We start from the raw sequence: 14276 nt of genomic DNA, 5'->3' as shown, positions 1-14276 counted from the left end.
AACTACTGGCGGGCGGTGGCGACGCTGTCGCGGCACTTGGTGTAGGCCGCAAGCTCCTCGCGGGCCGGCTCGACCACGTGGCTGTCGGCGACGTTGACCAGTTCGGCCCGCAGCGCGGTCGCCACTTGCCGGGACCGCCGCAGTGCCCCGTTCGTGGCGGCCACCCGGCAGACGAAGGAGAGCGCGAGCCCCAGGACGCCGCCACCGACCAGCATGATCCAGGCGTAGGGGATGCCGTTCCACTCCGGCAGCGGCGGATCGTTCAGATCGGCGATCCGCGCCACCAGCAAGGCGATCAGCCACGCGGCGCCGCCGAGCGTCACCAGGAACAGCAGCCACTGCACCACCCGGGCGAAGCTCCACCACCCGGGGTTGCTGGACACGCCGAGGTCCGTCCGCGCGACGGCCTGGTCGAGCTCGTCGCCGAGCGACTCCTCGCGCCGCCGGATCGCCGAACGAACCGAGTCCGCCCACGGGCGCGACAGCCCTTCGGCAGCCTTGTTCGTGATCGTGCGCACCGCCGCGTCCATCCGCGCCCGCTGCACAGGCGTTGCTGCAGGCAACGAAGAGCGGGCGATCGCGACCTCGCTGGCCGCGGACTTGCGCAATGCCTTGCCCTGCTCGCGCGACACCTGGTCGCCGTGCAGCCGCCGCAACGGATCCGGACGGAACCGGCCCAGCCACTTGGTCAGCGGCCATCCCGTCGCAGCCCGGGCCCGCTGCAGGTACGAACGCCGGACGGCGTCCGACACGACCGACAACCCACTCGCGTCCGCGAGCGAGTCGACGAGTTCGGTGACATCGGCCTCGGCGATCTCCGGCGTCTTGGCGTTACCGCACTGACTCGCCATCCGGTCCGCGACCCGATCGACATCGGCCGCGAGCCGCACGCGCGCGGAGCGCTTGTTGCTGACCCGCTTGACCAGCAGCGAGCGGACCTCTTCCAGACCGTCGCCGCTGACCGCCGACGTGGCAACGACCGTCGGCGACTTGAGTCCGTCCGACTTGAGCAGCTTGTCCAGGTCGTCGAGGCAGCTCTTCCGCTGCTCCGGCGTCAGCTTGTCCATGTGGTTCAGCGCGAACACCATCACCCCGGAATGCGAGGCGAACGGCTTGATGTACCGGTTGTGCAGTGCCGCATCGGCGTACTTCTGCGGATCCACCACCCACACCAGCATGTCGACCAGCTCCACCAGCCGGTCGACGATCAAGCGGTGCTCCACCTCGGTCGAGTCGTGGTCGGGCAGGTCCAGCAGGACCAGTCCGTCCAGGTCCTCGGACCGGGCGTCCTCGAGCGAGCTGCGGTGCTGCACCTGGTGCCGGCGCGGGATGCCCAGCCAGGTCAGCACCTCACCGGCCGGTTCGTCACCCCAGACACAGGCGAGCGGCATCGAGCTGGTCGGCCGGCGCGTTCCGATCGCGGCGAGATCGAGCCCGGTCAGCGCGTTGAACAGCGACGACTTCCCCGAGCCCGTCGCGCCCGCGAGCGCGACCACCGTCAGGTCACCCGACATCCGCAGCCGCTGCCCGGCCCGGTCGACGATCTGCGTGGCCTCGGTCAGCACCACCGGATCGAGCCGGCCTTCACCGGCCTCCGCGGCCGCCTTGAGCGCGTCGATCTTCTTCAGGACATCGGTCTCGGCCCGGGTCGGGGTCTCGACCGTATCCACTGTTTCCGTCACGTGCAGTCCTCCACCGCGCGCGCGGCCTCCGTCAGTTGCCTGGCCGTCTCGGCGTCGACCGGATGCTGGTCAAGGACAGCCAGATAGCGGGCGAATTCGGCATCCATCAGGGCATGAACCTTACCGTCAAGATCCTCGCGTGCCCTATCGACCATGCCCTGAACTGCCTTGTCGCCGAAAACCGCCTCCAGCAGCCGCCTCCCGACGACCGCGCTGCCCGCTCCGGCACTGACCTGAGCACCCTTCGGGATGCCGGTCCCGCTGGCGAACACCACCACCATGAGCGAAAGGCCGAGCCCGTTGACGCCGTACTCCAGGATCCGTGCCGTCGACTTCTTGTCCGCGCCTTCCTTGCGGACCAGATCGAGGACGAAGGTCTGCCAGTCCCGCACCGTGCGGCTCGACGCCGCCGGGAACTCCGCCGACATCGCACCCAGCCACCCACCGTTGCCTTCGGCACCGTTCGCAGATCCACCGTCGGCGCTCGAAGCGGCCCCGGCGAGGTTCGCCTCGGAGGTGGCGAGCAGCTGGCGACCAGGGGCAGTCGCCTGCCACACCTTCTCGGCGCGCTCCGCGGCAGCAGCCGCGTGCTCGCGCAACAGCGACTCCAAGCCGGACTGGATGGCGTCGCTGACGTCGCGGGTCTCCGCCGGCTTGTTGCCGAGCGAGTTCTTCAACCGGTCCCGCAGCCGGCCCGCGTTGGACTGCAGACCCTTCAGCAGCTCGCCGGTCCCGACGAACTCCTGCCACCGCGCCAGCACCTCGCCGCGCAGCACCGTCCCGTCCTGGCACGCCTTCGCGATGTCCTTGACGCCCTGGTCGTACGCCGACTCGACCGACGTCCGCAGCTCGACAGCGGTCTCGGCCTGCGCCCGGACCGCGGCCGCGAACGGCGGCGCCTTCTTCACCATCGCACTGACCGCGCCCTGCAGGGTCCGGCGGACGACGGACGCCCGCGCCTCCGCGTCGGCGGCCAGGTCGACCAGCCAGTCCTTGATCGAGGCAACGGACGACTGCGGCAACATCCCGTTGCCGTCAACAACCGTCTCCTGGATCGAGAACAGCGGCGAGTCGCCGAGCCCGCGCTCGAGCAGCATCTGCGCGAGGTGCCCGGTGATGTCGTCGATCGTCTCGCTCGGCGCGCGGTCGAGCACGACCGCGACCGCCGTACTGCGATCCGACGCGCTCTGCAAGAACTCCCACGGCACCGCGTCGGAGTACCTGGCCGCCGTCGTCACGAACAGCCAGAGGTCGGCCGCCGCGAGCAGCTGGGTCGCGAGATCACGGTTGGCCTCGACGACGGAGTCGATGTCCGGCGCGTCCAGAATCGCCAGCCCGCGCGGCACGCTGTCGGCCGCGACCAGCCGCAGCTGTCCCGCGTCCTCCATCCCGCCCGGCTCGTCCGAACTCGTCCGCGCCATCCCCGGCAGCACCCGGTCCCCCACGAACCAGTCGGCATCCGCCGGATGATGAATCAACACCGGCGACCGCGTCGTAGGCCGCAGTACGCCAGGCTCGCTGACAACCTTGCCGATCACGGTATTGACCAGCGTCGACTTCCCGGCCCCGGTCGACCCACCGACCACCGCCAAAATCGGCGCCTCAAGCTGCACCAACCGAGGCAACAAGTAGTCATCCAGCTGATCCAGCATCGCCTTCTGCTGCTGCCGAGCCTCGTCAGCCCCCACAACCTCCAGCGGCAACTGACTCCCCGCCAGCACCCCCCGCAACTTCATCAAAGCAGTAATCAAAGCCATAGCAGCCTGCTCAGCCACCAACCGCTCAGCCAACTGCTCCGCAGTCAACTCCTCCGCAGAGTCCTCCGCCTCCCCCTCACCAGCATCGTCCGCGGCATCTCCCGCCGACCCCTCACCGGAGCCCTCCGCAGCTACTCCGTCCGCCCCGTCGCCAGCGACCTCCACCGACTCGTCCCCGGAGCCATCCACAGCAGCGTCAGCAGGCGACCCCTCGCCCGCATCATCAGCCGCCATACCCGCACCCGCAGCCTCAGCCCCGTCAGCCGCTCCAGTCGCCTCAGCGCTTCCAGCCGCCTCAGCCTCCTCCTCGGCCGCACCCGCCGAGTCGTTGCCCGCAGCATCATCCACGGCCGTACTCTCGCCAGCGCCTTCCGCGACCGGGCTCTCGTCGGCCGCATCCGACCCGGCAGCTTCATCCGCCAGCTCATCGGCCGCCGAGCCACCGCCCTCACCCGCGCTGACTGCCACAGCAGCTTCAGCGTCCGCGCTGGAGCTCCCATCCGTGGAATCAGTCACCGACTCGACCGAGGCATCCTCCGCACCTGCGGACTCCTCGTCTACGCCACCACCCTGCGCGTGTTCGGCCGCGTCGGCCACAACCTCATCCGCATCACCATCGGCACCCGCAGCGTCAGCGCCAGCCTCATCTGCAGCGCCAGCCTCATCTGCAGCGTCGACCTCAACTGCAGTCTCGCCGGCGGGCTCATCCACAACGACGGGTGCAGCGTCGTGAACCGACTCCCCGTCGCCAGCAGCCGTCGCGTCCGCGCCCGCTGGTTCGTCACCCTGAACCCCGGCCCGCCCGTCCTCCGCCTGCCCATCGCCCGCAGCGTCCGCAGCAGCCGATTCTCCGGCGCTCTCCGGCTGCTTGGGGAGCCCGACGATGATGTTCCCGAACTCGAGAGGAAAGCCGTCAGGAGACTCGTCAGGCTCATACACGACCCCAACAGCCGAACGCTCCCGCTCGTCCTTCGAAGCCACCTCGGCCCCCGACGTACCAGCCGACCCCTCAACCTCCCGGGCAGATCCAGCCTCAACCGCCGCCGACTCATCTGAAGCCTGCCCGTCCGTCCCGGGGCCGTCCTCGCCAGAGCGGTCCTCAACCGAGTCAGCGTCAGCTGAGCCGTCCTCAGCTGAGTCCGTCTGCGTATCCGAGTCAGCGTCGCCTGTTTGAGCCGCCGCCTCGGCGTCGCCTGGACCCGTGGCCGAGGTTTCCGCGTCTGCTGCCTTGGCGGCGTCCGACTGTGCGTCGCCAGCGGCGGTCGAGTCACCGGCGCCAGATTCCGCGCCTACAACAGCCGAGTCACCCGACGCCGGACCCGAGCCCGACCCCGTCTCCTCGACCGCCGGAGCTGAGGCCTGGCTGGTCGGCGCGGACTCATCAGGCGCGGACTTGCGCCGCCGGCGGCGCCAGAAGCCTCGGGGCTTGGGGGTTGACTGGGCGATGAGGTTCGCGAGCTCCTGGGCAGGCTGATCCTGGCCCGGAACCCGCGGTTCCGAACCTTCACCAGCTGCTGACCTGGTGTCAGCCACGGTGTCCGCCCACGAGCACAGAGTGCCCGGTCGGACAGCGCAGAAGCAAAGTCATCGTCATCCCCGTTTGGCGGCGTGGACGGGTGGCAGTCACTGCGGTGGTGGATACGGACCGTATCCTCCCGGCGGTCCTTGTTGACCAGGGGGTCCCGGTGGGTAACTGGGCTGACCGGCTGCGTGACCGGATTGCCCAGAGGGATACCCAGGCTGAGCGGGCGGATAACCGTCCTGAGGCCGTGGATACGCGCCTGGCCCAACGCCCGGGCCGGGCATTCCCCCGTCGGGTCCCAGGGGCATACCGGGCTGCCCGGGCGCACCGACGTACTGCGGGGCGGCCTGGGCGAATGCAGGCATCGGGGGGAACGGGACGCTCGGGCGCCGTTCGCGGAGCTCGTCGAGGAGTGCCTTCTCGGTCTCCAGCGCCTCGGGCCCGATCACCTGGCGGACGATCTTGTCTCGCAGATACGCCAGTTCGGTGGCGTTGTGCTGGAACGCCTTCGCGGCGACCTCCGCCTGGGAGCCGTACCGGCGCGCGTTCTGCCGCAGCGCCTTACGCCCGCGCAGCGTCGCGATCAGCGGTACGTCCTGCGGCACCAGCCACCCGAACCGCACGTAGTCGTACAGCCTGGACGCGATCATCTGCCCTTCCCGGGACCGCATCACCAGCGCGAAGACGACGAGGCAGATGAACAGCGGCACCATCAGGCACAGGTACGCGAGGATGAAGCCCCCGCCGCCGGCCCAGCTCGCGGACGCGTTCCAGGCCGCGTGCGCCAGAACCGCGGCCAGATAACCGACCACCGGTGCCAGATACCGTACGACGGTACTTCGGTGCCGGATCGCGACGCCGATACCGATCGCGGTGAACGACGTGAAGAGCGGATGCGCGAACGGCGAGATCACGCCGCGGATGATGAACAGCGCGAACGCACCGCGCAGACCGGCGTCGCTGCCGGCCTCCTCGGAGAGCGTGTTGAAGACGCGGCCGTAGTACAGGATGTTCTCGGTGAAGGCGAAGCCGACGCCCACCATCCCGGCGTACACGAGGCCGTCGATGATGCCGTCGAACTCCTTGCGCCGGACCAGCGCCAGCAGCAGGATCACGGAGCCCTTGGCGAACTCCTCCACCGGGGGCGCGACGAAGACGGCCGACCGGTCGCCGCCGACGCCGGTCTCGGCCAGCCGGTGCGACACCTCGGTGTTGATGAAGATCGCGGCCAGTGTGGCGATGAACGCGCCCCAGCAGAGCGCGAAGACGATGTACTTGGTCGGCTCGGGCTCGTACCGGTCCAGCCAGAGGTAGAGCGCGATCACCGGGATCACCGGGACGAACGCGAACACCAGGCCCCAGGTGAAGCCGCCGGCGCCGGTCGACTTGGCCACGATTCCGAAGATCACCAGGCCCGCGATCGCGAAGACCACCGCGATCACGATGCCGATCAGCACGCCGCGGTTCCGGCGCTGCCCGGGTACGGGATGTTTCCCGAGCACGTTGGGCTGCGGGTACGGTCCGCCGGGCGAGTACGCCGACCCCGCCGCGGGTTGCGGCGCGCCGGACTGGCCTGGTGAGGGGTAACTCATGCCCCGCAGCCTAGTTGGGGTCCAGATCCAGCGGCAGGACCACCCACTCAGCGTTACCGGGATGGAACGACAACCCTGTACTTCGTCCCGCCCCGAACCGCCACGATCAGGAACCCAGAGGCACGATCACCCGCCGATCTGAGAGACTCTTCCCTGCCACGCGCCCGTAGCTCAGCTGGATAGAGCGTCGGACTTCTAATCCGTTGGTCGCAGGTTCGAATCCTGCCGGGCGCGCCACATGTGACCAGGGCAGATACCGGAATCGGTGTCTGCCTCGGCCCGACTCTGGAACAAATTTTCGAACACGCGCCCTGGCCTCCCTCCCATGGGGAAGCGCCGGCGGTCATGCAGGTGGCAGCGCAACGCTCGGCTTCTCTGCGGCCTGGCTCGAAGAAGCGGACCAGCGAGCGGCTGGCAGCATCGCAACCAAGCTGCCCGTCCCCGATCCCCCACGGCACGCACCGCGCAAGTCCTGCGCGACCTGCGGGAAGCGATCGAGCAGGGAGACCGCACCGGCGACGCCGGCCGGTATCTGCCAGGATGGCGGCCATGGTGAGCTTCCACGCGCGGTATATGTCGGGTGAACCCGACGACGTATGGCGCGACCTGCGCGATCTTGGCCTGCGGGTCTTCGACACTCCATACCGCGAGGACGCCGAGGCCGTGGCGCGCGAGTTCGCCGGCCGTGCCCGCAGGAACGTCGAGACACTCGTCGAGCGGCTGCACGCGCAGGGCTTCCGTGCGGAGGTGAACGACGACGAGGGAACGCCGTGTCCCGCCCATGTTCCGCCGTCGCCGGGCGCGCCCGCGCTGGCCGACTGGCTGGAGGAGACGTTCGCGCCGTTCCCGATGACGGTGAGCGCGTGGATCCGGCACGTGGGCGACGTGTGGCTCGTCGGGGAATTGCCGGGTTGGCCGTCCAGCGTGCTCGCGGATCCGCTGGTGGTGCAACTGGAATGCGCAGAGCAGGGCGGCTCACGTTCCTACTACGAGGCTGAGCACGAGGCGTACCTGGAGGACACCGTGCGCCAGGACGCCGGCATCTCGTTTCAGCTCGACTATGCGCCCGACGAGCTCCACAAGGCGAACATCAGCGGCGACGCGCCCTACGGCATCGACGTGCCCGGCCTGGGAATTGACGGAAAGGTGGGGCCAACGATCTGGTTTGTCGACGATCTCAACACCGCGTTCGCGGCCGGCGGCTTTCCCGGCGCGCTGTGGGAAGAGGGCTACCAGGAGCCGCCCGCCGGACTGCGCGAGTCACTCGCCGCAGGGCTCCTGCGGCTCTGACCCAGCCGCCAGAAGACGGCTCGGCTCTCGCCGACGCTGTCAGGTCAAGCGGCAGTCATCCGCTATGGACCGATGACGTGCACTCGGGCCAGCCCGAGAGGCAAGAAGCGCGGCCCGGTCCGTGCACTGGCGAGCCATCCACTTCTGGCGGCTGTCGTACCTGCCGTGATCAGCGTGGCCGCCACAGCTCTCAGGCCTCACGCCGCCGGGAGCGGGCCGGTCCGCCTGCGGCGGTAGGAGTAGGTAGCCGAGGGCCATGCCGAGTAGGCAGGGTAGGCCGTGGTTGTCGTGGAGGGCGGTGCCGACCACGGCCAGGGCGGGCACGACGAACGCCGACATGCGCAGGTTCGACGGGAAGATGACGCCGTACCGGTGGGACGCGACCATGACCACCACCGTCAGGGCACCGAGTAGGCCGGCGCTGCACATCGAGTTGCCCGCTCCGACTGGTTGAGCCAGATGTAGCTCAGGAACTGGCCGAGCAGGCCGCAGCCGAAGTACAGGATCAGCCAGCGCACTCGGCCGAACACGCGCTCGGCGAGCGTGCCGAGCACGGCCAGCCAGATCAGGTTGACGATCAGGCCGGCTGTCCAGCCGTCCTGGAAGAACATGCCTGTGATCAGGCGGTACCACTCACCGTCGTCGATCCGGGCCGCGTCGCGCACCACGAGGTCGTACAGCGGTCGGTGGACGAGCTGGGCGACACCGCAGGCGAGCGTCACCAGGAACACCGCGGCGGTCAGTACCGGCCGGCGTGACCCGGTGATGAGCGCCGCGAGGTTGGGCGCGACGGTGCCAGGCGGTCATGGTGACGAATCTAGTGCGGTGGCGGTGCACGCTCTCAGGGAGTTCCTAGTGACTTCTCAGTCGGTTCTCGGGGCGATTCGCGGGCTCCGTTCGTCTTACCTGTACGCGTGGGAAGGACGGACGGATGCATGCAGGAGTCATCGAAGGAGTGCTGCGGGGCCGGGAGCTGCGGTACGCCGTCGACGCTGTCGTCGTACTGGCCGGCATCCCCGGTGCCGGGAAGAGCACGTTCCTGCGCCGGGTGTTCGCCGACAACAGCGCCGGCAACAACGCCGGCAAGAACACAGCGCGCGTGCTCGACTCCGCGCACATCCGCGACCGCTGGATGCCCGTTCTCGGAGCGATCCCGTACGCCGTTTGGCGACCGCTCGTCCATCTCGTGTACTACGTGACTCTCCTGAACGCGATGCGCCCAGGCCGCGGGCCCCTGGTGATCCACGACTGCGCGACCCGCCCCTGGGCACGCCAGCTGATCGGCTGGCGAGCCCGCCGAGCCGGCCTGCCGCTCCACCTCATCCTGCTCGACGTACCCGGAGACGTGGCCCGCTCGGGTCAGTGGGCGCGCGGGCGGGTCGTGCGGTCGACCAGCATGGAGACCCATTGCAGACGGTGGCCGGACGTGGTCGCGAGGGCCGCGACGGACCCTGGCGACGTGGTGCCGGGGGCGCTGTCGGCGGTCGTTCTGTCACGGTACGAAGCCGATCAGGTGGAGCAGATCGCGTTCGGTGACCAACACGTGAGTTCTGGTTGCAGCTGACCTCACACGGGAACATGTGTGGGTGTCCAGGGACCCCGCCCACTCGGTCCCGTGATGCCTCAGGAGGACCCGTGAGGATCGAACGTACGTCACGCGTGCGCCGTACCGCCCAACTTCTGGCTGTCGTCAGTGCGGTCGCAGCATCCCTGTACGCCGTACCTGCGCAAGCAACGTCTCCGGCTGCGCAACTGTCTGCGGCGCAGTCCGCTGTTGAGCAGTCCGCCGTACGAGGGGTCGCGTGGTACACCGACGCGGCCGCGGGCAAGGTTGTCGTGACTGCTGACAGCACCGTGTCGGCCAAAGACCTTGCGTCGCTGCAGCGCGACGGTGTGCAGGTCAAACGCACGAGCGGTGTCTTCAGACCGCTCCTGGCAGCCGGCGACGCGATCTACGGCGGACAGTACCGCTGCTCGCTCGGCTTCAACGTGCAGAAGGGCGGCACCTACTACTTCCTGACCGCCGGCCACTGCGGCAAGGTCGCCAAGACCTGGTACACCAACTCCAACCACAGCACCCTGATCGGCCCGACCGCGGGCTACAGCTTCCCTGGTAACGACTACGCGTTGGTGCAGTACACCAACACCTCGCTGAGCCACCCGGGCGGATTTACTGCGGCCAACGCCTTTGTCGGTGAGAACGTCACCCGCAAGGGCTCGACGACCGGCACCCACAGCGGCAAGGTGACAGCCCTCAACGTCACGGTGCGGTACTCAGGCGGCGGCAGGGTCGGCGGCCTGATCCAGACCACCGTCTGCGCCGAGCCGGGCGACTCCGGCGGCCCGCTGTACGACGGCTCCAAGGCGCTCGGCATCACGTCCGGTGGCAGCGGCGACTGCCGCAGCGGAGGTACGACGTTCTTCCAGCCCGTCACCGAAGCCGCCTCGGCGTACGGCGTGACTGTCTACTGAACCGTTTACCGACGTTCGATCCGGCCGCGCGTGGCGTGCGGCCGGATCGTTCGCGTTCAGAAACTGTCGGTGGCCGATGATTGAGTTGTTCCTCTCGATGGGGAGGAGCTGGGATGAAGGTTCGAGTCGGGCGTGAGGTGCTGGCCGAGGCTGTTGGATGGGTTGCGCGTGGGCTGCCGAGCCGGCCGAGTGTGCCGATTCTGGCCGGGATGGTGGTCGAGGCGGCGGACGGGCAGGTGACGTTGTCCGGGTTCGACTACGAGAGCTCCGGGCAGGTGAGCGTGCCGGCCGAGGTGGCCGACGAGGGGCGGGTGCTGGTGTCCGGGCGACTGCTGTCGGACATCTGCCGGAGCATGCCCCGCGACTCGGTGGATCTGAGCGGTGAGGCGGCTCGGGTTCAGGTCAGTAGCGGCGCGGCCCGGTTCGTCCTGCACACCCTGCCGCTCGACGAGTATCCGGCGTTGCCGGAGATGCCGGCGGTCAGTGGCGTGGTCGACGGGGACGTCTTCGCGCACGCGGTGGCGCAGGTGGTGAGCGCGGCCGGCCGGGACGACACGCTCCCGGTGTTCACCGGGATCCGGCTCGAGCTCCGCGGGTCGGAGATTTCGCTGCTCGCCACCGATCGGTACCGGCTGGCGGTCCGCACGTTCCCCTGGGAGCCGGTCGACGCCGGCGTCGAGGCGAACGTGCTGGTTCCCGCCAAACTGCTCGCGAACGTCGCCAAGGCGATGTCCGGGCACGAGCTGACGCTTGCGCTCGGTTCGACCCGCACTGGGGACGGGTTGATGGGGTTCGAGGGTGGTGGGCGGCGGGCGACGAGCCGGTTGATCGACGGCGAGTTCCCGAAGGTTCGCGGCCTGATCCCGGCCCCGAGTGCGATCACCAGCACCGTCACGGTGGAGACGGCCGCGCTGATCGAGGTGGTCAAGCGGGTCGCGCTGGTCGCGGAGCGGTCGGCGCCGGTGCGACTCACGTTCGCGGACGGTACGGCGACACTCGACGCGGGCAACGGCGAAGAGGCACAGGCGTCGGAGGCTGTCGAGGTCCAACTGACCGGCGACCCGGTGGTGACCGGCTTCAACGCCGGCTACCTCCTCGACGGACTCACGTCGCTGGGCACCCCGATCGCACACTTCGCCTTCACTCAACCCACCAAACCAGCCAATCTGACCGGCCTACGCTCCCCCGACGACGCGCCGTCGCCCAACTCCGCCTACATCCTGATGCCCATGCGCCTACCGACCTGATGTCAAACTGCCACCCTCGGCTCCGACCACAGGAAACGACAGCATCGAGATGGACGGCGACACGGACCTCCTCGACTACTACCGGGAGCAGGTCAGCTTTGGATGAGGATGTCGTCGCGCGGTACCTCGCGCGACGCGACCCGATCGATCAGCCGGTCGATCGGATCGTGCTGATGGGCTCGGCGGTGCTCGAGTCGGTGGAGGTCGCGGCGGAAGCGCATCGCGTGTACTCCGCCCCGATCCTCGTGAGCGGTGGGATCGGGCATTCGACGCAGTACCTCGACGACGCGGTACGGCGACGCGGACTCGACCTGGCCACGGGGCGGCCCGAGTCGCATGTGTTCCGGGACCTCCTGCTCAGGTACGGCGTACCGGCCAAAGAGGTCAGCGTCGAGGACCGGTCGACGAACTGCGGCGAGAACGCGGAGTTCACCCGGCGCCTGATCGCCGAACCGCGGACCCTGCTGCTCATCCAGGATCCGACCATGCAACGCCGTACCCATGCCTGTTTCGAGCGCTCCTTCGCCGATCTCCCCGGTACGACGCTGCTCAGCCATGCCCCGCTCATCCCGTGGATCGGCCCCGACCGGGTCAGCGCCGGCCCGGACACACCCGAGATCTGGACCCGAGACCGCTTCCGCTCCCTCATCCTCGGCGAGATCCACCGCCTCTCCCCCGACGTCTACGGCCCCCAAGGCCGCATCTTCATCGACCACATCGACGTTCCCGCCGAAGTACTTGCCGCCTACAACCGTCTCGTTGCCGCGTACCCCGCGTCCGGCCGTCATCCGTAGGTCGCAGCTCGAGATCGTGCTCAGGGCTGACGCTCAACGGACCGTCCGCCAGCACACTGGGACGCGATGCCGGGACGAAAGGATGGCTGTGGAACCCTCACGGGCCAGGCTGCACGAGGTTGATCTGTTGCGGATCGTCGCAGCGGTCTCGGTGATGGCGTACCACTACTTGTTCTCCGCGTCCGCCGGTGGGCTCAGCGAACTGCGCTTCCCGCAGGCGGACGTGGTTGCGCGGTACGGGTACCTCGGCGTCGACCTGTTCTTCACGATCAGCGGGTTCGTGGTCCTGCTCAGCGCGTGGGATCGCAGCCCGCGGTCGTTCGTGATCTCGCGGGCGGTCCGCCTCTATCCGGCGTACTGGATCGCCGTCACGCTCACCACGATCGTCTCCGTCGGCCTCAGCCAAGGACGGTTCCCGGTCGCACTTCCGCAGTACCTGGCGAACCTGACGATGTTCAACTCGCTGCCGAACATCGAGAACGTCGACGTCGTCTACTGGACGCTGTGGGCCGAGCTGCGGTTCTACGCGATGATCCTGGTCCTCACCTGGGCCGGACTCACCGCGCGGCGGGTCACGTACTTCTGCTGGGCCTGGCTGGCCGCGACCTTCGTCTTCCAGGCCGGGCTGTTGCCGCACGCAACCGATCTGATCCTGAACACCCAGTTCTCGCACTACTTCATCGCCGGTATGGCGCTCTGCCTGATCCATCGGTACGGCGCGACGCCGCAGACACTCGCCATCGTCGCCATCTCGCTCGGCAACGCGATCTACCGGGGAATCGGGTTCGCCGACCGGGTCGGGATCCGGTACCACACCGACCTGCACCGCTCGGTCGTCGTCGTGATCATCGTCGCGATCTTCGCGATCATGCTCGCCGTCGCGCTCAAGCTGACGTCGAGAATCGGCCGGCCGTGGTTCGCCGTCCTCGGCGCACTCACCTACCCGCTGTACCTGGTGCACGCGCACATCGGCTTCATCATCTTCGAGCGCCTCGGCGACCAGGTGAACCATGTCCTCCTGGTCGCCGCCACGATGCTCCTGATGACCGGCGTCGCGGCCGCCCTGCACTACGGCGTAGAGCGGCCGCTGGCGCCACGTCTCAAACGCCTACTCGACCGGCGCCCCGCTCACGCACTGAGGAAGTAGTCCGACAGCACCCGAGTGAGTGTCTCCGGCGGCAGCGTGTGGAACGTCCCGTCATGTCCTTCCACCGTGCCCTGCGGTATCGCAGCGACCGCCTCACGCACGGACCGCTGCAACCACTCCGGACTCGCATTGCTGTACAGCCCCAGAGTCGGTACGGCGACGGACGCCAGCAGCTCCACCGGTACGGCGCTGTCCCGCATCTGCAGCGCGTCGTACACCAGTGTGTGCGCCATAGCCTCCAGACCGGCCCACATCGGCGTCTGCTTGATCTGCTCGACCACCTCCCGTGGCTGACCGACTGCCTCGACCATGAACAGCTCAGCCGCACCAGCCGGGTTCCCGGCCGCGACGTACTCCTGCAGCCGCTCCAGGTATCGCTCCGGCGCCGGCGGGGCGCCCTCCACACGGAACGGCGGCTCCACGACCGCCTGCCTCTCGAACTGCAGACCTGCCTGCAGCAGCACCATCACCCCGGACGAGAACGCACACGCGAACTGCGCGTCCGTCGCCGACCGGATCGCGTACAGGTCCTCCCACTCGCGCTCCACGGCGTACGGCGTCGTGTCACCGGAGTCACCGCGACCACGCCGGTCGTACGTCACCACCATGAACGCCGACGACAGCGCCTCGGCGTACTCCGCGAAGTACGCGCGGCTCGTGAACGCGCCGGCGATCAGCACCAGACCGGGTCCGCTGCCGGTCACGTCGTACGCGAGCTCGGTGCCGTCCTTCGAAACCACCTTGTTCATCACACAGCTCCTTCTGGCAGAAGT

12 protein-coding genes and 1 tRNA gene are annotated in these 14276 nt (G+C 68.7%); 8 read left to right on the top strand and 5 right to left on the bottom strand.

Annotated elements, in window-relative coordinates; translation table 11 throughout:
- Positions 1 to 2: 2 nt before the first annotated feature.
- On the bottom strand, positions 3 to 1682 hold the full coding sequence (locus tag E0H50_RS18905; RefSeq protein WP_238151063.1) for a GTPase: 1680 nt from the start codon (positions 1680 to 1682) through the stop codon (positions 3 to 5).
- Positions 1679 to 3787: a GTPase family protein gene (locus tag E0H50_RS43865; RefSeq protein WP_238151062.1), complete on the bottom strand. Its 2109-nt coding sequence runs from the start codon at positions 3785 to 3787 to the stop codon at positions 1679 to 1681. Before E0H50_RS43865 ends, E0H50_RS18905 begins: the two co-directional genes overlap by 4 nt.
- 228 nt (positions 3788 to 4015) lie before the next feature.
- Between E0H50_RS43865 and E0H50_RS43860 the strand changes: the two genes are divergently transcribed.
- Complete coding sequence (locus tag E0H50_RS43860) at positions 4016 to 4495, top strand: hypothetical protein (protein ID WP_131290102.1); 480 nt, start codon at positions 4016 to 4018, stop codon at positions 4493 to 4495.
- A 567-nt stretch (positions 4496 to 5062) separates the two neighbouring features.
- Here E0H50_RS43860 and E0H50_RS18885 read toward each other — a convergent pair.
- Positions 5063 to 6553 carry a PrsW family intramembrane metalloprotease gene (locus E0H50_RS18885; RefSeq protein WP_131290097.1) on the bottom strand — a complete coding sequence of 497 codons (1491 nt, stop codon included), beginning with the start codon at positions 6551 to 6553 and terminating at the stop codon, positions 5063 to 5065.
- Between the two features lie 160 nt (positions 6554 to 6713).
- Between E0H50_RS18885 and E0H50_RS18880 the strand changes: the two genes are divergently transcribed.
- Together E0H50_RS18880 and E0H50_RS18875 are read left to right on the top strand one after the other, a co-directional pair.
- Positions 6714 to 6790 (top strand) — tRNA-Arg (locus E0H50_RS18880).
- A gap of 312 nt (positions 6791 to 7102) precedes the next feature.
- Positions 7103 to 7843 (top strand): uroporphyrinogen-III synthase, encoded by a 741-nt coding sequence (locus tag E0H50_RS18875; RefSeq protein WP_131290094.1) that lies wholly within the window; start codon positions 7103 to 7105, stop codon positions 7841 to 7843.
- 398 nt (positions 7844 to 8241) lie between these two features.
- Here the strand turns inward: E0H50_RS18875 and E0H50_RS43455 are convergent, their stop codons facing one another.
- Entirely contained in the window at positions 8242 to 8565 is a 324-nt protein-coding gene (locus E0H50_RS43455) for a rhomboid family intramembrane serine protease (protein ID WP_202868212.1), read from the bottom strand.
- Between the two features lie 209 nt (positions 8566 to 8774).
- On the opposite strand from E0H50_RS43455, the gene E0H50_RS18865 reads away from it, so the two are divergent.
- From E0H50_RS18865 to E0H50_RS18845, 5 genes are all read left to right on the top strand, one after another.
- Positions 8775 to 9407: an AAA family ATPase gene (locus E0H50_RS18865; RefSeq protein ID WP_131290091.1), complete on the top strand. Its 633-nt coding sequence runs from the start codon at positions 8775 to 8777 to the stop codon at positions 9405 to 9407.
- Between the two features lie 71 nt (positions 9408 to 9478).
- Complete coding sequence (locus E0H50_RS18860) at positions 9479 to 10315, top strand: S1 family peptidase (protein WP_131290088.1); 837 nt, start codon at positions 9479 to 9481, stop codon at positions 10313 to 10315.
- A gap of 113 nt (positions 10316 to 10428) precedes the next feature.
- Positions 10429 to 11562, top strand: coding sequence for a DNA polymerase III subunit beta (gene dnaN / locus E0H50_RS18855; protein WP_131290086.1), 1134 nt, complete (start codon positions 10429 to 10431; stop codon positions 11560 to 11562).
- A gap of 98 nt (positions 11563 to 11660) precedes the next feature.
- Positions 11661 to 12356, top strand: coding sequence for a YdcF family protein (locus E0H50_RS18850; protein ID WP_238151061.1), 696 nt, complete (start codon positions 11661 to 11663; stop codon positions 12354 to 12356).
- Between the two features lie 82 nt (positions 12357 to 12438).
- Positions 12439 to 13503 carry an acyltransferase family protein gene (locus tag E0H50_RS18845; RefSeq protein WP_131290080.1) on the top strand — a complete coding sequence of 355 codons (1065 nt, stop codon included), beginning with the start codon at positions 12439 to 12441 and terminating at the stop codon, positions 13501 to 13503.
- Here E0H50_RS18845 and E0H50_RS18840 read toward each other — a convergent pair.
- Positions 13485 to 14252, bottom strand: a complete 768-nt coding sequence (locus E0H50_RS18840) for an alpha/beta fold hydrolase (RefSeq protein WP_131290076.1) — start codon at positions 14250 to 14252, stop codon at positions 13485 to 13487. The genes E0H50_RS18845 and E0H50_RS18840 overlap by 19 nt on opposite strands.
- Positions 14253 to 14276 lie beyond the last annotated feature (24 nt).

The organism is Kribbella sindirgiensis (assembly GCF_004331435.1).
GTDB classification, from domain to species: domain Bacteria; phylum Actinomycetota; class Actinomycetes; order Propionibacteriales; family Kribbellaceae; genus Kribbella; species Kribbella sindirgiensis.
This window is presented reverse-complemented; position numbering and strand designations above follow the sequence as displayed.

Excerpts from the sequence above, each read along its gene's own strand:
- E0H50_RS18885 (WP_131290097.1), bottom strand. The coding sequence starts at position 6,553 with ATGAGTTACCCCTCACCAGGCCAGTCCGGCGCGCCGCAACCCGCGGCG.
- E0H50_RS18875 (WP_131290094.1), top strand. The coding sequence starts at position 7,103 with ATGGTGAGCTTCCACGCGCGGTATATGTCGGGTGAACCCGACGACGTA.
- E0H50_RS18865 (WP_131290091.1), top strand. The coding sequence starts at position 8,775 with ATGCATGCAGGAGTCATCGAAGGAGTGCTGCGGGGCCGGGAGCTGCGG.
- dnaN (WP_131290086.1), top strand. The coding sequence starts at position 10,429 with ATGAAGGTTCGAGTCGGGCGTGAGGTGCTGGCCGAGGCTGTTGGATGG.
- E0H50_RS18845 (WP_131290080.1), top strand. The coding sequence starts at position 12,439 with ATGGCTGTGGAACCCTCACGGGCCAGGCTGCACGAGGTTGATCTGTTG.
- E0H50_RS18840 (WP_131290076.1), bottom strand. The coding sequence starts at position 14,252 with ATGAACAAGGTGGTTTCGAAGGACGGCACCGAGCTCGCGTACGACGTG.